We start from the raw sequence: 17,616 nt of genomic DNA, 5'->3' as shown, positions 1-17,616 counted from the left end.
CTTCGCCTGCTAGGAAGTCTTGAAATTGGCCTTCTTTAACAGGGATTCGTACTGCTGCGACATCATGTAGTTCTGCACCTGGGCCATGAAGTCCATCGTGACCACCACGATGATCAGCAGAGAGGTGCCGCCGAAATAGAACGGCACGTTGTATTTCAGGATCAGGAACTCCGGCAGCAGACAGACGAAGGTGATGTACACCGCGCCCGCCAGTGTCAGGCGAACCAGGATCTTGTCGATGTAGCGCGCGGTCTGATCGCCCGGACGGATGCCCGGGATGAACGCGCCGCTCTTCTTCAGGTTGTCGGCGGTCTCGCGGCTGTTGAAAACGAGGGCCGTGTAGAAGAAGCAGAAGAACACGATCGCGGCGGCGTAAAGCAGCACGTAGATCGGTTGTCCCGGCGTCAGCGCGCTCGCGATGTCCTTGATCCAGCGCATGCTGTCGCCCGTGCTGAACCAGCTCACCACCGTGGTCGGCAGCAGGATGATCGAGGAGGCGAAGATCGGAGGGATCACTCCGGCCATGTTCAGCTTCAGCGGCAGGTGCGAGGACTGGCCGCCATAGACCTTGTTCCCGACCTGCCGGCGCGCGTAGTTGACCAGGATCTTGCGCTGACCGCGCTCCACGAACACCACGAAGTAGGTGACCAGGATCACCACGGCGACGATGAACAACGCGACGAGCACGTTCATGGCACCGGTGCGCACCAGCTCCAGCAGGCCTCCGATCGCGCTCGGCAGGCCGGCCGCGATGCCGGCGAAGATCAGGATCGAGATGCCGTTGCCCAGACCGCGCTCGGTGATCTGCTCGCCGAGCCACATCAGGAACATCGAGCCTGCCGTCAGACTGACCATGGCGGTGAGGCGGAAGCCGAAGCCGGGCGAAATCACCAGGCCTGCGGAAGATTCCAGCGCCACCGCGATGCTGAAGGACTGGAACAGCGCCAGGCCCAACGTCCCGTAGCGGGTGTACTGGGTGATCTTGCGCCGGCCGCCCTCGCCTTCCTTCTTCAGCTGCTCGAAGGTCGGCACCACGTAGGTCATCAACTGCATGATGATCGACGCGGAGATGTACGGCATGATCCCCAACGCGAACACGGTGAAGCGCGACAGCGCGCCGCCCGAGAACATGTTGAACAGGCTCAGGATGCCGCCCTGCTGGCCCTGGAACAGCTGCGCCAGTTGGTCCGGGTTGATGCCCGGCACCGGAATGTGCGCTCCGATGCGGTAGACCACGAGGGCGAGCAGCAAGAAGACGAGCCGGCGACGCAGGTCGCCGAACTTGCCTGTCTTTGCGAGCGTCGCCGCGTTCGTTGCCACTATGACCTTCTTTCGCTTGCGATCAGGCCACGCTGCCGCCGGCCGCTTCGATCGCGGCCTTGGCGCCGGCGGTCGCGCCGATGCCCGTCAGCTTGATAGCCTTGGTCAGCTCGCCCGACTTGATGACCTTGACCACCTTAGCGATCTGGCCCACCAGGCCGGCTTGCTTGAGTGCAAGCAGGTCCACTTCGGCCAGCCCGAGCTTCTCGAGCGCAGCCAGGGTCACTTCGGCGTTGTACTTGAGCGACTGCGACTTGAAGCCACGCTTGGGCAGGCGGCGCTGCAGCGGCATCTGGCCGCCTTCGAAGCCAACCTTGTGGAAGCCGCCCGCGCGGGACTTCTGACCCTTGTGACCGCGACCCGCGGTCTTGCCCAGGCCGGAGCCGATGCCGCGGCCGACGCGACGCTTGGCGTGCTTGGCGCCCGCCGCCGGCTTGATGCCATTGAGTTCCATATCCGTCTCTCTTACAGCACTTTGACCAGATAACTGATCTTGTTGATCATGCCGCGCACCGCGGGCGTGTCCTGCAGCTCGCTCACGCTGTTGAGCTTGCGCAGGCCCAGGCCACGCACGGTGTCGCGATGCGATTGCTTGGTGCCGATCGGGCTCTTGACCAGTTGCACCTTGAGCGTTTGTTGTTGCGTCGTCATGTCGATGCTCCCGTTCAGGCGAAGAGTTGCTCGACGGTCAGGCCGCGCTTGGCTGCGACTTCGGAAGCCGTCGTCGAATTGCGCAGGCCGTTCAGCGTGGCGCGGACCATGTTGTAGGGGTTCGACGAACCATGGCTCTTGGCCACGATGTCGGTGATGCCCATCACTTCGAACACCGCGCGCATCGGGCCGCCGGCAATGATGCCGGTACCCTTCGGCGCCGGGATCATGACCACCGAAGCGGCGCCCCAATGGCCCGTCACGCGATGGTGCAGCGTGCCGTTCTTGATCGAGATCTTCGCGAGATTGCGACGCGCTTCTTCCATCGCCTTCTGCACTGCGGCCGGCACTTCCTTCGACTTGCCCTTGCCCATGCCGACGCGGCCATCGCCGTCACCGACCACGGTGAGTGCTGCGAAACCGAGGATACGACCACCCTTCACCACCTTGGTGACGCGGTTGATCGCGATCATCTTCTCGCGCAGACCGTCTTCGGGGCCTTCGCTTTGCGTTCTTGCCTGAATCTTTGCCATGTTGAATCTCGTGTCCGGTTAGAACTGCAGGCCGGCTTCGCGGGCCGCATCGGCCAGCGCCTTGACGCGGCCGTGGTAGGCGAAGCCCGCGCGGTCGAAGGCAACCTTCTCGACACCGGCGGCCTTCGCCTTCTCGGCGATGCGCTTGCCGATGAGCGTGGCCGCGGCGGCGTTGCCGCCCTTGCCGGAACCACCCAGCGAGTTGCGCACTTCGGCCTCCGCGGTCGAGGCGGAGGCGATCACCTTGGTGCCGTCGTCGGAGATGACGGCGGCATAGATGTGCAGGTTGGTGCGGTTCACCGTCAGGCGCGCCACGCCTTGCGTCGCAATGCGGATGCGGGTCTGGCGCGAGCGGCGAAGACGCTGTGCTTTCTTGGTCAACATCATTTTGCTGCCCCTTATTTCTTCTTGGTCTCTTTGATCACGATCTTCTCGTCCGCGTAGCGGATGCCCTTGCCCTTGTAGGGCTCGGGCGGACGAACAGCTCGGATCTCAGCGGCCAATTGGCCGACGCGCTGGCGGTCGGCACCCTTGATCACGATTTCGGTCGGGGTGGGCGTAGCCACCGTGATGCCTTCGGGCATCAGCTTGTCGACCGGGTGCGAGTAGCCGACCTGCAGGTTCAGCTTGGCGCCTTGCGCCTGGGCCTTGTAGCCCACGCCGACCAGGTTCAGCTTCTTCTCGAAGCCCTTGGTCACACCGACCACCATGTTGTTCACCAACTGGCGCACCGTGCCGCTCATCGCGTTCGCGTTGCGCGACTCGTTGGCGGGCTCGAAGCTCAGCTTGCCGTCCTTGTTGACGATATTCACCAGCGCATTCAGCGGCAGGCTGAGCGCACCGCCCTTGCCCTTGACGCTGATCTGGTCTTCCTTGATCGCCACATCCACGCCTTCGGGGATGGCGACCGGCATTTTTCCTACTCGGGACATTTCAGTGTTCTCCTCGATGTCTCGGTCAGGCGACGTAGCACAACACTTCGCCGCCGACGCCGCTGGCGCGAGCCTTGCGGTCGGTCATCACACCCTTGGGGGTGGTAACGATGGCGACGCCCAGGCCGTTCTGCACTTGCGGGATCGCAGCGCTGGCCTTGTACACGCGCAGGCCGGGACGGCTTACGCGTTCGATGCGCTCGATGACCGGACGGCCGGCGTAATACTTCAGCGCAATTTCAAGCTCGCTCTTGCCGGCTTCGGTCTTGACCTGGAAACCGTCGATGTAGCCCTCGTCCTTCAGCACCTGTGCGATCGCGACCTTCACCTTGGAAGACGGGACCGACACGGTGGGCTTCGCCACCATCTGCGCGTTGCGGATACGCGTCAGCAGGTCGGCAATGGGATCACTCATGCTCATGTTCTTTGCTCCTGCCTGGCTTACCAGCTGGCCTTGGTGACACCGGGGATGTCGCCGTTGAAGGCCAGTTCACGGATCTTGGCGCGGGCCAGACCGAACTGGCGGAAAGTGCCACGGGGACGGCCGGTGATTTCGCAGCGGTTGCGCTGGCGCGTCGGGTTGGCATTGCGCGGGAGCTTCTGCAGGGCCAGGCGGGCGGCTGCGCGCTCTTCGTCGCTCTTCTTCGCGTCGTTGGCGATCGCCTTCAGTTCCGCGTGCTTGGCGGCGTACTTTGCGACCAGTTTTTCTCGCTTGAGCTCGCGCTCGATCAAAGCTACTTTAGCCACAAGTCACCTCAGTTCTTGAACGGGAAACGGAAGCCCGCGAGCAGCGCCTTGGCTTCTTCGTCGGTCTTGGCCGTGGTCGTGATGCTGATATTGAGACCGCGCAGCGCGTCGACCTTGTCGTACTCGATCTCGGGGAAAATGATCTGCTCTTTCACGCCGATGTTGTAGTTGCCGCGGCCGTCGAAGGCACGACCGGAAATGCCGCGGAAGTCGCGCACGCGCGGCAGCGCCACGGTCACGAAGCGGTCCAGGAATTCGTACATCTGGATGCCGCGCAGCGTGACCATGCAGCCAATCGGCTGGTTCTCGCGAATCTTGAAGCCGGCGATGGCCTTCTTCGACTTGGTCACGACAGGCTTCTGGCCGGCAATCTTGGTCAGGTCGGCCACGGCGTTGTCGAGCACCTTCTTGTCGGCGACCGCTTCGCCCACGCCCATGTTGAGCGTGATCTTGGTCAGGCGCGGAACCTGCATGGGCGACTTGTAGCCGAACTTCTCGGTCAAGTCCTTCGCGATCTTTTCGCGGTAGTGTTGTTGGAGACGTGCCATGTGAGTACTCCTTAGGCGGCCTTGATTTCTTCGCCGCTGGACTTGAAGACGCGCACGCGCTTGCCGTCCGTGACCTTGATGCCCACGCGATCGGCCTTGCCGGTCGCAGCATTGAAGATCGCCACGTTGGATTGGTGAATCGGCATAGCCTTCTCGACGATGCCACCGGTCGTGCCCTTGAGCGGGTTCGGCTTGGTGTGCTTCTTGACCAGGTTGATGCCGTCGACGACCACATGCGAGTCGTCCTTGCGCAGCGACACCGTGCCGCGCTTGCCCTTGTCGCGCCCGGCCAGCACGATGACCTGGTCGCCCTTGCGAATCTTGTTCATGGCGAGTTGTCCTTAGAGAACTTCGGGGGCCAGCGACACGATCTTCATGAACTTCTCGGTGCGCAGTTCGCGCGTGACCGGTCCGAAGATGCGGGTGCCGATGGGCTCCAGCTTGGCGTTGAGCAGAACGGCGGCATTGCCGTCGAACTTGACGAGCGAGCCGTCGGCACGACGGATGCCCTTGGCGGTACGGACCACCACTGCGCTGTAGATCTCGCCCTTCTTGACGCGACCACGCGGAGCGGCTTCCTTGATGCTGACCTTGATGACGTCGCCCACGCTGGCATAACGCCGCTTGGAGCCGCCGAGCACCTTGATACACAGGACGGATTTCGCGCCCGTGTTGTCGGCCACGTCGAGCCGGGATTCAGTTTGGATCATTTCGTGTATTCCCAACTTGTACCGGTCGCCGCCCCCCGAAATACCGGAAGCAGCTTGCGGTCAGTCTTGGGCCCGTCGTCCTCGCATCGAAACCACTTCGACGCGTCTCCGTTGGGCAGAAGCTCTATCGCTGTTTTTCGCCTTTGGAAAAGCGAAGCCCATGATTGTTGCACAGGCAGCGCTTGGCTGTCAAACGCCCCTGTTGCGCGGCGCCCCTGACTTCCACGTCCTCGATCAACTGCGCGCCATCGAGCACCAGCCAGAAGACATGGAAGGTGAGTACATGCTTCTGAGAAATGATCGATGGGTCCTGGTTTTTGCGAAATCGTCGGACCCCCAGATTGGGACCGTCCGCAGCGGCCGCACGGCAGCCGCCGCGCGATGGCCGCAAGCGGCGACAATTTCAATCCGCTGCACGCCCCGCAGTCCGCAGCCTTCGAATTCACTGGACAGATCATGAACATCGCCGTCACCTTCCTGCCCCGCCAGGAGCGAGCTCCCCTGCCGCCGATCGGCTTCATCGGCGGCGGCAACATGGCCAGCGCCATCATCGGCGGACTCATCAAACGACAGGTGCCGGCCGCCACCTTCGAGGTCGTCGAACCCCAGGCCGAAGCCCGCGAACGGCTGCGGCACGACTTCGGCATTGCGGCCCAGGCCGAGGCCGGCGCGGCGCTCGAGCGCTGCGGGGTGCTGGTCTGGGCCGTCAAGCCGCAGAGTTTTGCGCAGGCAGCGCAGGCCGTTCGGGGACTGACCAAGGACGCGCTGCATCTCAGCGTCGCCGCCGGAATCCCCTCCGACAGCATCGCTCGCTGGCTCGCCACCGAGCAGGTGGTACGCGCCATGCCGAACACGCCGGCGCTGGTCGGCAAGGGCATGACCGGCCTATTTGCGCGGCCGGCCGTCGATGCGGCAGGGCGCAAGATGGTGGAGCAGGTGCTGGAGGCCACCGGCGAGTTGCTCTGGGTGGACGCCGAGAGCGCGCTGGACGCGGTCACCGCGGTGTCCGGCTCGGGGCCCGCCTACGTGTTCTACGTCATCGAGGCCATGACCGAAGCCGGCGTCGAGCTGGGTCTCACGCCCGAGCAGGCGCACCGGCTGGCCGTCGGCACCTTCACCGGCGCCTCGACCCTGGCGAACGATGCAACCGAACCGCCCTCCGTGCTGCGCGAGCGCGTGACCTCCAAGGGAGGGACCACCCACGCCGCCATCACCTCGCTCGAGAACGCCGATGTCAAGGCGAAATTCAAGGCCGCGATCCGCGCGGCCCACCAGCGCGCCGCGGAACTCGGCGAGGAGTTCGGCCGCGGCTGAGGCGGCGGCCCTGCGGATTCAGCGCAGCAGATGGCCGGCCACGACGCCGGCGAACACGGTGAAACCCAGCCAGTGGTTGAGCCGGAAGGCCTTGAAGCAGCCCTCACGCGTGCGTTCGCGGATCAGCCGCCAGTGCCGTAGCGCCTGCACCGCCGCGAGGGCGATGCCGGCGTAGAAGACGGGACCCAACTGTCGGCTCGCGCCGGCGGCGGCCCACACCGCGAGGAAGATCGCATAACTCGCCATGATCGCAGCCACATCGAAGCGCCCAAAGGTGATGGCCGAAGTCTTCATGCCGATCCTGAGGTCGTCGTCGCGATCGACCATGGCGTACTCGGTGTCGTAGGCCAGCACCCAGAACAGGTTGCCCGCCAGCAGCCACCATGCGAAGGCCGGCACCGAAGCCTGCACGGCCGCGAAGGCCATCGGAATGCCGAAGCTGAAGGCGATACCCAGCACCGCCTGAGGGATCGAGACGAAGCGCTTTGCGAAGGGGTAGACCAGCGTGACAGCCAGCGCGGCGAAGGACCACAGCACCGTCGCACGGTTGGTCGTGAGCACCAGCGCAAAGGCGGCCAGCGCGAGCACTGCCCCTACAACAAGCGCCTCTTTGACCGACACCGCTCCGCTGGTGACGGGGCGTTGGGCAGTGCGCTTGACGTGCCGATCGAAATCGCGATCGGCCACGTCGTTGACGCAGCAGCCGGCACTGCGCATGAGGATGGTGCCGAGCACGAAGACCGTGATCAGGTGCCAGCCGGGGAAGCCGTCGGCCGCGAACCACAGCGCAGCCAGCGAGGGCCACAGCAGCAGCAGCCAGCCGGCCGGCCGGTTCCAGCGGATCAGGTCCAGGTAGAGCGAGAGGCGGCCGCGAGGAGCGAGGGCGGTGGAGGCGGACATGCCGCAATTTTGCGCCACCGCAAAGGAGGAAGCCCGCCCGGATCGAGACTCGTGCCGAGCGAAGTGGCTCAGTCCTCCAGCAGCGAGCGCAGCATCCAGGCCGTCTGGTCGTGCACCGTGCAGCGCGCGGTCAGCATGTCGGCGGTCGGGTCGTCGCCGGCCTCTTCGGCCACAGGGATGAACTCGCGCGCGATGCGCGAGACGGTCTCGTGGCCCTTGACCAGGATGCGCACCATCTCCATCGCCTTGGGCGGGTCCTTGGGCACGTCGGGCACGGTCGCGATCTTGCTGAACTCGGCATAAGAGCCCGGCGCGTAGTGGCCCAGCGCACGGATGCGCTCGGCAATGACGTCGGTCGAGCCCCACAGCTCGGTGTACTGCGCCATGAACATCGCGTGCAGCGAGTTGAAGTGCGGACCGGTCACGTTCCAGTGGAAGTTGTGGGTCGTGAGGTAGAGCGTGTAGGTGTCCGCCAGCACGCGGCTCAGACCTTCGGCGATGGCGGCGCGGTCCTCGCGGTCGATGCCGATGTTGATGATCGGCGCATTGCGGCTGCCCGATTCCTGGGCCACCAGTGCGCCGCCTTTCTTGGGCACCTTGCCGGCGGAAGCGGCCGGTGCGTTGGCGACGGCGGACTTGGATTTCTTGTCGACTTTGGCCATGGCGAAAGTTCTTTCTTCGAGGTTGTTGAACTGGTCAAAACTTTAGAAGCCGGACGCTGGCTTCGCAACAGCCGCACTCTATCGCAGCGATTGCGCCGGACCTGTTCGAAAGCGTAGGCCGATGGCTCGACTTTCGGCTATCGCTGCTGCTACGAAAGCCGCTTGACGCCCGGCAGCTCGCAGGCATAAATGGCATTGCGCAGAGCCGCGATGGCCTCGTAGCGCGTGAAGCTGCGACGCCAGGCCAGCACGACGCGGCGCGTCGGCGGCTCGCCGCCCTGGAGGTCGCGAACCGGCAGGTAGCGCACGATCTGCTCGAGCTCCCTGCCGCGCCCCTTCGCGGCCCGGGGCTTGAGCGCATCGGCCGGCACCGACAGGCGCGGGACCAGCGTCACGCCCATGCCGGCGGCCACCATGTGTTTGATGGTCTCCAGCGAAGAGCCCTCGAAGCTTTTGCGGATGCCCTCGGCATCGCTCGAGAAGCGGGCGAATTCCGGGCAGACCTCGAGCACGTGGTCACGGAAGCAGTGGCCCGTGCCAAGCAGCAGCATGGTCTCCTTCTTGAGCTCGTCGGAGCTCACGGACTCGCGCTCCGCCAGCGGATGGTGGACGGGAACGGCCGCCATGAAGGGCTCGTCGTACAGCTGCGCCACGGCGAGTCCGGTATCCGGGAAGGGCTCGGCCATGATCGCGCAGTCGATCTCGCCGGAACGCAACATCTCCAGCAGCTTGACGGTGAAGTTCTCCTGAAGCACCAGCGGCATCTGCGGCGTGCGCGCGATGTTCTGGCGCACCAGGTCGGGCAGCAGGTAGGGGCCGATGGTGTAGATCACGCCCAGATTGAGCGGCCCCGACAGCGGGTCCTTCCCGCGCTTGGCGATCTCCTTGATGCTGGCGGCCTGGTCGAGCACGCTCTGGGCCTGCTGCACGATCTGCTCGCCCAGCGGCGTGACCGTGACCTCGCCCGCGCTGCGCTCGAAGAGCTTGACCTCAAGCTCGTCCTCCAGCTTCTTGATCGCGACCGAGAGGGTGGGCTGCGAGACGTAGCAGGCCTCGGCCGCCTTGCCGAAATGCCGTTCACGCGCGACCGCAACGATGTATTTGAGTTCCGTGAGGGTCATAGCTTTCGTCAATTATGCGCAAGAGCTCCCGAAGCGTGCCGGGGGCATCGCGCATTGACCCGCACTCAGGCTTTGAGGTATTCGGCCTTGCTGCCCAGCCAGCGGTCCACATGCTTCTCGGCCAGCGCACGGTGGCGGTCGAGCATGCGCGGCGCGAGCTCGCGCGCCCAGTCGAGCAGCAGGACATCGGTGCTGAGGTCCGCAAAGCGCAGCAGCGGCGCGCCCGACTGGCGCGCACCGAGGAATTCGCCGGGGCCGCGGATGTCGAGGTCGCGCCGTGCGATCTCGAAGCCGTCGCTGGTCTCCGCCATGGCCTTGAGCCGCGCCCGCGCCGCCTCGCCGACGCGGCCGCCCTCGTTCGGCGCGTAGAGCAGCACGCAGGCCGAGGCCGCCGCGCCGCGCCCGACCCGGCCGCGCAGCTGGTGCAGCTGCGAGAGGCCGAAGCGCTCGGCATGCTCGATCACCATCAGCGAGGCATTGGGCACGTCGACGCCGACCTCGATCACGGTGGTACTGACCAGCACCTGCAACCGGTTCGCGGTGAACGCCTCCATCACCGCCTGCTTCTCGGCTGTCGGCATGCGCGAATGCAGGAGCCCGACGCCCACTTCCTCGCCGAGCGCGTCGGCCAATTCGTCGCGCGTCTCGGTCGCGTTGCGCAGGTCGATCGCCTCGCTCTCCTCGATCAGGGGGCAGACCCAGTAGACCTGCCGGCCCTGTTCCAGTTGGACGCGGATGCGATCGACGACCTCGTCGCGCCGGTGATCGGCCACCAGCTTGGTGACGATGGGCGTGCGGCCCGGCGGCAGCTCGTCGAGGGTGGAGACGTCGAGGTCGGCGTAGTAGCTCATCGCCAGCGTGCGCGGGATCGGGGTGGCGCTCATCATGAGCAGATGCGGCTCCAGCTGTGCCCCGGCCTTGCCGCGCAGCGCCAGGCGCTGGGCGACGCCGAAGCGGTGCTGCTCGTCGATGATGGCGAGCGCCAGCTGGCGGAAGCGCACCTTCTCCGAGATCACCGCATGCGTGCCGATCACCAGCGCGGCCTCGCCGCTCTCGACCGCGGCCGACATGGCGTCGCGCTCCTTCTTCTTCTGGCTGCCGGTGAGCCAGGCCACCCGCAGGCCACGCTCGGCCAGCAGCGGATCGAGCCAGCCGACCAGTTTGCCGAAATGCTGCGCGGCCAGGATCTCGGTGGGCGCCATCAGCGCGCACTGGTGGCCCGCGTCAATGCAGCGCGCGGCGGCAAGCGCGGCCACCACGGTCTTCCCCGAGCCCACGTCGCCCTGCAGCAGCCGGTGCATCGGCACTTCGCGCGCGAGGTCGCGGACGATCTCCTCCACCACGCGCTGCTGGGCGCCGGTCAGCGCAAACGGGAGGACGGCCCGCAGCGCCTCGCCGAGCGAATCCGTCGAGGCAGCCATCGACAGCACCGGCGCCCGCTGCGCGCCGCGAGCCCGCCTCGCCTGCAGCTGCGACAGCTGCTGCGCCAGTAGTTCGTCGGCCTTGAGCCGCTGCCAGGCCGGATGGCTGTGGTCTTCGAGCGTGGCCATCGCGACGTCGGGCGCCGGGTAGTGCAGGAAATGAAGCGCACCCCGCAGATCCCAAGCCCCCTGCGGCGCGAGCCCCGCGGGAATGGTCTCGTCGAGCACCGCCCGCGCCAGGCCGGAACGCACCTCGCGCCGCAGCAGCGGCTGCGGCAGGCCCGCGACGGTCGAGTACACCGGCGTCAACGCCTGCGGCAGCTCGGTGCCCGCGGCCTTGACGTTCGGATGCATCATCTGCCGCCCGACGAAGCCGCCCCGCACCTCGCCGCGCACGCGCACCCGCGCGCCCACCGCCAGCTGCTTCTGCTGCGAGGGATAGAAATTGAAGAAGCGCAGCTGGCAGGTGTCGCTGCCGTCGTCCACCGTCACCATCAGCTGGCGGCGGGGGCGAAAGACCACCTCGCTCTCGGTCACAACCGCCTCGATCTGCGCCATGTCGCCGTCGCGTGTGTCGGCCAGGCGCACGATGCGGGTCTCGTCTTCATAGCGCATCGGCAGGTAGAGCGCGAAGTCGATGTCGCGCACCAGGCCCAGCTTGCGCAGCGCGCGCTGCACCGCGCTCAGGCCGGTGCCTGGCGCCGCGACGGGCTTTTCCGGGGGCAAGGACTTGGCGGCGGCGGGCATGGGACAATTCTGCCCGCCTCTTCGGCCTCCCTTCCCTTTCTCTCGCCTCCTTGGCACGGGCCCGTCCGGCCCTCAAGATTCATGCGCGCCTTCACGCTTTCCGATTTCGATTTCGATCTGCCGCCCGAGCTGGTGGCGCAGCATCCCGCCGCCGAGCGCAGCGCCTCGCGCCTGCTCGACGGCACGATGGAACCGCCCGCCGATCGCATCTTCAAGGCCCTGCCCTCGCTGCTGCGCGCGGGCGACCTGCTGGTCTTCAACGACACCCGCGTGGTCAAGGCGCGCCTGTTCGGCGAGAAGCCCACCGGCGGCAAGCTCGAGCTGCTGGTCGAGCGCCTGCTGCAAGACCACGAGGTGGTCGCCCACATGAAGGTCAGCAAGAAACCGCCCGTGGGCACCGTGCTCGCCATGGCGGGCGGCTTCCAGGCGACGCTGCTGGGCCGCTGGCCCGACGAGCAGGGTGCGCTGTTCCGCCTGCGCTTCGACAGCCCCACGGGCGAGGACCCCTACGCGCTGATGGCGCGCTGCGGCCATGTGCCCTTGCCGCCGTACATCGAGCACGCCGACTCGCAGGAGGACGAGCGCCGCTACCAGACCGTGTTCGCCCGCGTGCCGGGCGCCGTCGCTGCGCCGACGGCGGCGCTGCACTTCGACGAGGCCCTGCTTGCCGAGCTCGAGGCGCGGGGCGTGCAACGCGCCAGCGTCACGCTGCACGTGGGCGCCGGTACCTTCCAGCCCGTCAAGACCGAGAACATCGCCGAGCACCAGATGCATGCCGAGCGCTACGAGGTGCCCGAGGCGACGCGGCGCGCGATCGCCGAGGCCAAGGCGCGCGGCGGCCGCATCGTCGCCGTCGGCACGACCACCGTGCGCACGCTCGAATCGTGGGCGAAGAGCGGTGAAGCCAGCGGCGACACCCGCATCTTCATCACGCCGGGCTTCACCTTCGCGCACGTGGACCTGCTCGTCACCAACTTCCACCTGCCCAAGAGCACGCTCATGATGCTGGTGAGCGCCTTCGCGGGCTATGAGCGCGTGATGGCGCTCTACGCCCACGCCATTCGCGAGCGCTATCGCTTCTTCAGCTACGGCGACGCGATGCTGCTGGCCCGGGCGAAATGATCAAGAGACAACGCATGCTGAATTTCGAACTCCTCGCCGCCGATCCCGACAGCCACGCGCGCCGCGGCACCCTCACCCTCAACCACGGCGTGGTGCAGACGCCGATCTTCATGCCCGTGGGCACCTACGGCACCGTCAAGGGCGTGATGCCGCGCAGCCTCGAGGAGATGGGCGCGCAGATCATCCTGGGCAACACCTTCCACCTCTGGATGCGCCCGGGCCTGGACGTGATGGCGAGCTTCGGCGGCTTGCATCAGTTCGAGAAATGGGACAAGCCCATCCTCACCGACTCGGGCGGCTTCCAGGTCTGGTCGCTTGGCGCGATGCGCAAGATCAGCGAGGAAGGCGTGAAGTTCGCCTCGCCCGTCAACGGCGACAAGCTCTTCCTCACGCCCGAGGTCTCGATGCAGATCCAGACCATCCTCAACAGCGACATCGTCATGCAGTTCGACGAGTGCACGCCCTACGACACCCAAGGCCACATCACGACCGAGGCCGAGGCGCGCTCGTCGATGGAACTGAGCCTGCGCTGGGCCCGGCGATGCCAGGCCGAGTTCGCGCGGCTCGCGAATCCCAATGCCCTCTTCGGCATCGTCCAGGGCGGCATGTACGAGAACCTGCGCGAGGAATCGCTGGCGCAGCTGGTCGAGCTCGACTTCCCCGGCTACGCGATCGGCGGCGTCAGCGTCGGCGAACCCAAGGAGGAGATGCTGCGCATCATGGCGCACACGCCGCACCGGCTGCCGGCCCATAAGCCACGCTACCTGATGGGCGTCGGCACGCCCGAGGACCTGGTGGAGGGCGTGGCCCAGGGCGTCGACATGTTCGACTGCGTGATGCCCACGCGCAATGCGCGCAACGGCACCCTCTTCACCCGCTTCGGCGACCTGAAGATGCGCAATGCGCGCCACAAGAACGACCCGCAGCCCATCGACCCGAGTTGCAGCTGCCATGCCTGCGCGGGCGCCTCGGGCGTGCCGTGGAACGAGGGTGGGCGCGAGGGCTTCAGCCGCGCCTACCTGCATCACCTGGACCAGTGCGGCGAGATGCTCGGGCCGATGCTCACGACCATCCACAACCTGCACTACTACCTGAACCTGATGCGCGAGATTCGCGCGGCGCTCGATGCGGGCGCCTATTCTGAGTTCCGTACGCAGTTCAAGGCCGACCGCGCGCGCGGCATCTGAGCTACTCTGCGGCGCCTGTCGTCTCGGAGGCCAGCGGCGTGCTGTAGGGCGCGAACAGGTGGATGTCGTCCGGCTCCTTTGCGTAGGCGACCAGGCTCGCCGCCGACAACAAGGCGGCAGCGACCGATGCAAGGTAAAGGCCGGCAGCGGCGTGGCGGCGAAGGAGCTGGCTGAACATGGCTGCATGTCTCGTATCGAAGGCTTCGAGCGTAGCCAGAAGCCGCGCGCGCGGGAACACGACCTAAGCCATACGCCGCACGCGCGAGGACTGCGTGCGGACTGGCGCGCACCATCTGCGGCGTAGAGAATCACTCGGCCGCGCCCGCCGCGCAGCTCCCTCCACTCGCACAGACCCTGATCATGACGGCAACGAACTCCTCCTATTCGGCGCGCTATCCATCGCTCGCCGGCCGCAGCGTCTTCATCTCCGGCGGCGCCACCGGCATCGGCGAAGCGCTGGTGCGCTCCTTCCATGCGCAAGGCGCGCATGTCGGCTTCTGCGACATCGATGCCGCGGCTGGCCAGGCACTGGCGGCCACGCTGCAGGGCGACAACGAAGTGCTGTTCCATGCGTGCGACGTCACCGATGTCGGCGCACTACAGGCGGCCATCGCTGCGGTGCGCGCGCGCTTCGGGCCGATCCGCGCGCTGCTCAACAACGCCGCCAACGACCGCCGCCATGAGATGGCCGATGTCACGAGCGAGGACTTCGATGCGCTGGTGGCGATCAACTTCAAGCACCAGTTCTTCGCTGCGCAGGCCGTGGCGGACGACATGCGCGCAGCCGGCGGTGGCTCGATCATCAACTTCGGCTCGATCAGCTGGATGATCAAGGGCGCCGGCTACCCGGTCTACCAAGCCTGCAAGGCTGCGGCGCGCGGCCTCACGCGTTCGCTCGCGCGCGACCTCGGCAAGGCCAACATCCGCGTCAACTCCATCGTGCCGGGCTGGGTGATGACCGAGCGTCAGCTGAAGCTGTGGGTCAAGCCCGAGTCCGAGATCCAGATCGACGCCGCCCAATGCCTGCCGGGCCGCGTGATGGCGCAGGACATCGCCAGCATGGCGCTCTTCCTCGCGGCTGACGATTCGAGGATGTGCAGCGCGCAGGACTACGTGGTGGATGCCGGCTGGACCTGAGAAGCTGTGAACGAATCCGGCAGGCCGTCGCTCGGCGGCGATGCCGCGACGGTCCCGCAAGCATGGCAGAAACGAGAGAAGGCGCTCTTGCGTGCCTTGCACGCGCGGCAGTGGTCGAACAGGCCGATGCCGCAGTGCGGGCAGAAGTCGATCTCGGTGTTCTTGAGATCCACCGGCCGCTCGCAACCCGGACAGACGCTCTTGGCCAGGCGCGCCAGCGCGGTGTCGTAGCTCAGCTCGTTGCGCCGGACGGTGTCCGGCTGCGCCTCGGCCAGCTTCTGGCGCGCGAGGTAGCGGTTGAGCGCGATGATCGCGTAGCGCCCCACCAGCACGGTCAGCACGATGCCCACCGCGTAGCGCACATAGCCCCCATAGCTCGGCAGGTAGGGCACCAGCTCGACGAAGAAGGCGAACAGCGCGAAGAAGATGAAGCCCCAGACGAAAGGCCACCAGGTGCTCTTGCGCTTCTTCGCGAACAGCCAGCCCGCGACCACCAGCAGCGGCAGGGTCAGCGCGAGCCGGTAGGCGAACACGCGCAGTTCGACGCGCCGATTCTCCGCCTCGAGCGCCTTGCGCGCCGCCTCTTCGAGGACGGCGAGCTTTTCTTGCGCGCTCTGGCGGGCCTGGCGGGCATCGAGCGCGATCTGGCGCTGCGCCCCGACGGCGCGTTCGGCTTCGTTCTCCTTGGTCTTCAGCGCATCGAGCGCCTTGGTGCGGCCGATGAGCTCGGTGTCCTGGTCGGGCTGCGCGGTCACGCGCCGCGTCGCCAGCCAGTTGCCGAAGGTCTCACGCGAAGTGCGGCTGGCCTGCTGCGCGGCCAGGAGCGCAAGCTCGGCCTGCTCGCGCTCGCGCGTGGCCTCCTGCTCGGTGCGCTGGCTGGTCCGGATGGTCTGGCGCAGCGGCTCGGCTGCCGGACGGTCGATGAAGTCGTCGAGCGTCAGCGTGCGCTCGACCCGCGGCAGGTCGCCGACGATCGTGCTGCCCAGTCCGATCAGGAAGGTCGCGAACACCAGGGCCACCACCCACAGGCCGCGGCGGAACCACTTCTCCGACAGGCGCAGGGATTTGCTGCTCATTCAATATCTCCGGTTCATCAAAGGTCGTCGATTCAAAGGTATCGCTGCCACAGCGTGTTGCAGAGGCGCCCCGCAGGGTCAACGACGCGCTTCACCGCGCGGAATGCATCGGCCTGCGGATAGGCCGCGGCAAACTGCGCCGGGGTCGCGTGCAGCTGGTAGGGCATGTAGTAGGTTCCATCGCATTTCAAGGCAGCGTCGATCATCGCCCGGGTCCAGTGGCCGGCGTGCTCCTGGCCTTGGACGTCGGTGCGCTGCTTGTAGTACACGACAAACGAGAAAACTTCCTCGCGGGCCCAAGACAGCAGGGACAGCTCGTCGGGCGGCGAATGCCGGATCGAAACGTTCAGCACCTTGGCCTGATGCTCCCGGATGATCCGGATCATCTCGGTCGCGAAGAGCCCGAAGCACCGCGTCGGAACGAAGTACTCCTGGAGCGCGTAGGTGGATACCCGGCGGCTCGCCGGCTCCAGCGAGCGAAGGTCCAGGCTCGCCTCGTGATTTCGCCAGACCACAGCCTGCCCCTCGAAGAGCAGCGGCCGGACGTACTTGCGCTGCAGCGCATCGCCGTTCGGAAGCTCGGTCACGGCCCAGATCAGGCTCTGCTCGACCCGATAGTTGCGATTGCGCGGAGTCAGACGCTCCGCCACGGTCAGTGGCTTCTCGGACCGAAGCCAGCTCACGGCCACGGCCGTATCGAAGTGGGGCGGCATCAGGTCGGCGTTGTGCAGCAGATATCCGCTGCCGGTCTTGACTTCGCGCGCGAACCAGGCGGGATAGTCCTGCAAGGGCATGCTCGTGACGAAGCGCTCGATGCGCATGTTGTCGTCCAGCGCGAGTTCCACCTCCGTGATCACGCCGATGGCGCCATAGCCGCCGATCGCGGCGCGGAAGAGCTCCGGCCGCGTCCGCCGATCGGCCTCGACGATCTCGCCGTCCGCCAGCACCAGTTGCAGCGCCTGCACCGAATGCCCGAGAGGGCCATGGCCGACATAGCGGCCATGGGCGTTCACCGACACCGAGCCCCCGATGGTGAAGTTGGCGTAGCTCTGCATGGTCCGGACCGACAACTGATGCGGGTCGATGAGATCCTGCAGATCGCGCCAGCGCATGCCCGCCTGCACGCGCACCGTCTTCGTCTCGGAGCGCAACCACACCAGGCGATTCATTTCACGCATGTCGAGATGCAAGCCGCCGGCGACCGCCACCTGCCCGCCCATCGAATAGCGCCCACCGCCCACCGCGATCCGTGCAGGCCATTGAAGGACCGCGTCGCGAACGGCTTCGCGCGAGCGCGGCCTCAGCACACGCGCGACCTCCACGGCGTAGAGCCGCGTGACGTTCTCGACGAGGAACGGCGTTGCGCCAAGGACGACGCGGGCCGGGGTCAGCAGCAGGCCGGCCCCGGCCAACGCCGTCGCGAGCACGGTCCGACGCGATACCAGGGGTTCGTCTGCCCCCAGGCTGCGATCGGTGTGCACGCGCGGC

At 66.5% G+C, this 17,616-nt stretch carries 23 protein-coding genes; 4 read left to right on the top strand and 19 right to left on the bottom strand.

The annotated features are described in order from the left end of the window. Positions 1-9: 9 nt before the first annotated feature. The 12 genes from secY to GXN78_RS15955 all read right to left on the bottom strand — a co-directional run bounded on the left by secY (position 10) and on the right by GXN78_RS15955 (position 5,832). Complete coding sequence (secY, locus tag GXN78_RS16010; RefSeq protein WP_106556358.1) at positions 10-1,320, bottom strand: preprotein translocase subunit SecY; 1,311 nt, start codon at positions 1,318-1,320, stop codon at positions 10-12. A 22-nt stretch (positions 1,321-1,342) separates the two neighbouring features. Further along, positions 1,343-1,774 (bottom strand): 50S ribosomal protein L15, encoded by a 432-nt coding sequence (gene rplO, locus GXN78_RS16005; RefSeq protein ID WP_106556359.1) that lies wholly within the window; start codon positions 1,772-1,774, stop codon positions 1,343-1,345. Between the two features lie 11 nt (positions 1,775-1,785). Next, positions 1,786-1,971 carry a 50S ribosomal protein L30 gene (gene rpmD, locus GXN78_RS16000; protein ID WP_057593150.1) on the bottom strand — a complete coding sequence of 62 codons (186 nt, stop codon included), beginning with the start codon at positions 1,969-1,971 and terminating at the stop codon, positions 1,786-1,788. 14 nt (positions 1,972-1,985) lie between these two features. Continuing rightward, positions 1,986-2,504, bottom strand: coding sequence for a 30S ribosomal protein S5 (gene rpsE, locus GXN78_RS15995; RefSeq protein WP_106556360.1), 519 nt, complete (start codon positions 2,502-2,504; stop codon positions 1,986-1,988). A gap of 18 nt (positions 2,505-2,522) precedes the next feature. Next, complete coding sequence (rplR, locus tag GXN78_RS15990; RefSeq protein WP_106556459.1) at positions 2,523-2,888, bottom strand: 50S ribosomal protein L18; 366 nt, start codon at positions 2,886-2,888, stop codon at positions 2,523-2,525. 14 nt (positions 2,889-2,902) lie between these two features. After that, positions 2,903-3,436 (bottom strand): 50S ribosomal protein L6, encoded by a 534-nt coding sequence (gene rplF, locus GXN78_RS15985; RefSeq protein WP_106556361.1) that lies wholly within the window; start codon positions 3,434-3,436, stop codon positions 2,903-2,905. A 25-nt stretch (positions 3,437-3,461) separates the two neighbouring features. After that, on the bottom strand, positions 3,462-3,857 hold the full coding sequence (rpsH, locus tag GXN78_RS15980) for a 30S ribosomal protein S8 (RefSeq protein WP_068674576.1): 396 nt from the start codon (positions 3,855-3,857) through the stop codon (positions 3,462-3,464). 20 nt (positions 3,858-3,877) lie between these two features. After that, entirely contained in the window at positions 3,878-4,183 is a 306-nt protein-coding gene (rpsN, locus tag GXN78_RS15975) for a 30S ribosomal protein S14 (RefSeq protein WP_106556362.1), read from the bottom strand. Between the two features lie 8 nt (positions 4,184-4,191). After that, the gene (rplE, locus tag GXN78_RS15970) at positions 4,192-4,731 is read right to left on the bottom strand and encodes a 50S ribosomal protein L5 (RefSeq protein ID WP_106556363.1); all 540 of its coding nucleotides are present in this window, start codon (positions 4,729-4,731) and stop codon (positions 4,192-4,194) included. Between the two features lie 11 nt (positions 4,732-4,742). Beyond that, positions 4,743-5,060, bottom strand: coding sequence for a 50S ribosomal protein L24 (rplX, locus tag GXN78_RS15965; protein WP_106556364.1), 318 nt, complete (start codon positions 5,058-5,060; stop codon positions 4,743-4,745). Positions 5,061-5,072: 12 nt separating this feature from the next. After that, positions 5,073-5,441, bottom strand: a complete 369-nt coding sequence (gene rplN, locus GXN78_RS15960) for a 50S ribosomal protein L14 (RefSeq protein WP_068674584.1) — start codon at positions 5,439-5,441, stop codon at positions 5,073-5,075. Positions 5,442-5,565: 124 nt separating this feature from the next. Then, on the bottom strand, positions 5,566-5,832 hold the full coding sequence (locus GXN78_RS15955) for a hypothetical protein (protein WP_164255488.1): 267 nt from the start codon (positions 5,830-5,832) through the stop codon (positions 5,566-5,568). Positions 5,833-5,897: 65 nt separating this feature from the next. Between GXN78_RS15955 and proC the strand changes: the two genes are divergently transcribed. Beyond that, positions 5,898-6,755, top strand: coding sequence for a pyrroline-5-carboxylate reductase (gene proC, locus GXN78_RS15950; RefSeq protein ID WP_106556460.1), 858 nt, complete (start codon positions 5,898-5,900; stop codon positions 6,753-6,755). Positions 6,756-6,773: 18 nt separating this feature from the next. Here proC and ubiA read toward each other — a convergent pair whose 3' ends face one another. From ubiA to recG, 4 genes are all read right to left on the bottom strand, one after another. Beyond that, on the bottom strand, positions 6,774-7,655 hold the full coding sequence (ubiA, locus tag GXN78_RS15945; protein ID WP_106556365.1) for a 4-hydroxybenzoate octaprenyltransferase: 882 nt from the start codon (positions 7,653-7,655) through the stop codon (positions 6,774-6,776). Positions 7,656-7,723: 68 nt separating this feature from the next. Then, positions 7,724-8,317, bottom strand: a complete 594-nt coding sequence (locus GXN78_RS15940; protein WP_106556366.1) for a Dps family protein — start codon at positions 8,315-8,317, stop codon at positions 7,724-7,726. Between the two features lie 149 nt (positions 8,318-8,466). After that, positions 8,467-9,438, bottom strand: a complete 972-nt coding sequence (locus tag GXN78_RS15935) for a LysR substrate-binding domain-containing protein (protein WP_106556367.1) — start codon at positions 9,436-9,438, stop codon at positions 8,467-8,469. 65 nt (positions 9,439-9,503) lie between these two features. Further along, positions 9,504-11,606, bottom strand: coding sequence for an ATP-dependent DNA helicase RecG (recG, locus tag GXN78_RS15930; RefSeq protein ID WP_106556368.1), 2,103 nt, complete (start codon positions 11,604-11,606; stop codon positions 9,504-9,506). An 81-nt stretch (positions 11,607-11,687) separates the two neighbouring features. On the opposite strand from recG, the gene queA reads away from it, so the two are divergent. Together queA and tgt are read left to right on the top strand one after the other, a co-directional pair. Beyond that, positions 11,688-12,728 (top strand): tRNA preQ1(34) S-adenosylmethionine ribosyltransferase-isomerase QueA, encoded by a 1,041-nt coding sequence (gene queA, locus GXN78_RS15925; protein ID WP_106556369.1) that lies wholly within the window; start codon positions 11,688-11,690, stop codon positions 12,726-12,728. Between the two features lie 14 nt (positions 12,729-12,742). Next, on the top strand, positions 12,743-13,915 hold the full coding sequence (gene tgt, locus GXN78_RS15920) for a tRNA guanosine(34) transglycosylase Tgt (protein ID WP_106556370.1): 1,173 nt from the start codon (positions 12,743-12,745) through the stop codon (positions 13,913-13,915). 1 nt (position 13,916) lies between these two features. On the opposite strand, the gene GXN78_RS15915 is transcribed toward tgt, so the two are convergent. Next, positions 13,917-14,093 (bottom strand): hypothetical protein, encoded by a 177-nt coding sequence (locus tag GXN78_RS15915; RefSeq protein WP_164255486.1) that lies wholly within the window; start codon positions 14,091-14,093, stop codon positions 13,917-13,919. 182 nt (positions 14,094-14,275) lie between these two features. On the opposite strand from GXN78_RS15915, the gene GXN78_RS15910 reads away from it, so the two are divergent. Next, complete coding sequence (locus GXN78_RS15910) at positions 14,276-15,052, top strand: SDR family oxidoreductase (RefSeq protein ID WP_106556371.1); 777 nt, start codon at positions 14,276-14,278, stop codon at positions 15,050-15,052. Here the strand turns inward: GXN78_RS15910 and GXN78_RS15905 are convergent. Both GXN78_RS15905 and GXN78_RS15900 read right to left on the bottom strand, forming a co-directional pair. Further along, complete coding sequence (locus GXN78_RS15905) at positions 15,025-16,128, bottom strand: zinc ribbon domain-containing protein (protein ID WP_106556372.1); 1,104 nt, start codon at positions 16,126-16,128, stop codon at positions 15,025-15,027. The two genes, GXN78_RS15910 and GXN78_RS15905, sit on opposite strands and share 28 nt — an antisense overlap. A gap of 32 nt (positions 16,129-16,160) precedes the next feature. After that, positions 16,161-17,609, bottom strand: coding sequence for an FAD-binding oxidoreductase (locus GXN78_RS15900; protein ID WP_239142731.1), 1,449 nt, complete (start codon positions 17,607-17,609; stop codon positions 16,161-16,163). Positions 17,610-17,616: the final 7 nt, after the last annotated feature.

This window comes from Variovorax sp. WS11 (assembly GCF_010499245.1).
Taxonomy (GTDB): Bacteria; Pseudomonadota; Gammaproteobacteria; order Burkholderiales; family Burkholderiaceae_C; genus Variovorax.
This window is presented reverse-complemented; position numbering and strand designations above follow the sequence as displayed.

What these genes read in the sequence shown, in the direction of transcription:
- rplF (WP_106556361.1), bottom strand. Translation starts at nt 3,436, where the DNA reads ATGTCCCGAGTAGGAAAAATGCCGGTCGCCATCCCCGAAGGCGTGGAT.
- GXN78_RS15910 (WP_106556371.1), top strand. Translation starts at nt 14,276, where the DNA reads ATGACGGCAACGAACTCCTCCTATTCGGCGCGCTATCCATCGCTCGCC.
- rpmD (WP_057593150.1), bottom strand. Translation starts at nt 1,971, where the DNA reads ATGACGACGCAACAACAAACGCTCAAGGTGCAACTGGTCAAGAGCCCG.
- tgt (WP_106556370.1), top strand. Translation starts at nt 12,743, where the DNA reads ATGCTGAATTTCGAACTCCTCGCCGCCGATCCCGACAGCCACGCGCGC.
- GXN78_RS15940 (WP_106556366.1), bottom strand. Translation starts at nt 8,317, where the DNA reads ATGGCCAAAGTCGACAAGAAATCCAAGTCCGCCGTCGCCAACGCACCG.
- rpsE (WP_106556360.1), bottom strand. Translation starts at nt 2,504, where the DNA reads ATGGCAAAGATTCAGGCAAGAACGCAAAGCGAAGGCCCCGAAGACGGT.
- ubiA (WP_106556365.1), bottom strand. Translation starts at nt 7,655, where the DNA reads ATGTCCGCCTCCACCGCCCTCGCTCCTCGCGGCCGCCTCTCGCTCTAC.
- rplR (WP_106556459.1), bottom strand. Translation starts at nt 2,888, where the DNA reads ATGTTGACCAAGAAAGCACAGCGTCTTCGCCGCTCGCGCCAGACCCGC.
- rpsH (WP_068674576.1), bottom strand. Translation starts at nt 3,857, where the DNA reads ATGAGCATGAGTGATCCCATTGCCGACCTGCTGACGCGTATCCGCAAC.
- rplO (WP_106556359.1), bottom strand. Translation starts at nt 1,774, where the DNA reads ATGGAACTCAATGGCATCAAGCCGGCGGCGGGCGCCAAGCACGCCAAG.
- rplN (WP_068674584.1), bottom strand. Translation starts at nt 5,441, where the DNA reads ATGATCCAAACTGAATCCCGGCTCGACGTGGCCGACAACACGGGCGCG.
- queA (WP_106556369.1), top strand. Translation starts at nt 11,688, where the DNA reads ATGCGCGCCTTCACGCTTTCCGATTTCGATTTCGATCTGCCGCCCGAG.
- GXN78_RS15905 (WP_106556372.1), bottom strand. Translation starts at nt 16,128, where the DNA reads ATGAGCAGCAAATCCCTGCGCCTGTCGGAGAAGTGGTTCCGCCGCGGC.
- proC (WP_106556460.1), top strand. Translation starts at nt 5,898, where the DNA reads ATGAACATCGCCGTCACCTTCCTGCCCCGCCAGGAGCGAGCTCCCCTG.
- GXN78_RS15935 (WP_106556367.1), bottom strand. Translation starts at nt 9,438, where the DNA reads ATGACCCTCACGGAACTCAAATACATCGTTGCGGTCGCGCGTGAACGG.
- rplE (WP_106556363.1), bottom strand. Translation starts at nt 4,731, where the DNA reads ATGGCACGTCTCCAACAACACTACCGCGAAAAGATCGCGAAGGACTTG.
- GXN78_RS15915 (WP_164255486.1), bottom strand. Translation starts at nt 14,093, where the DNA reads ATGTTCAGCCAGCTCCTTCGCCGCCACGCCGCTGCCGGCCTTTACCTT.
- recG (WP_106556368.1), bottom strand. Translation starts at nt 11,606, where the DNA reads ATGCCCGCCGCCGCCAAGTCCTTGCCCCCGGAAAAGCCCGTCGCGGCG.
- rplX (WP_106556364.1), bottom strand. Translation starts at nt 5,060, where the DNA reads ATGAACAAGATTCGCAAGGGCGACCAGGTCATCGTGCTGGCCGGGCGC.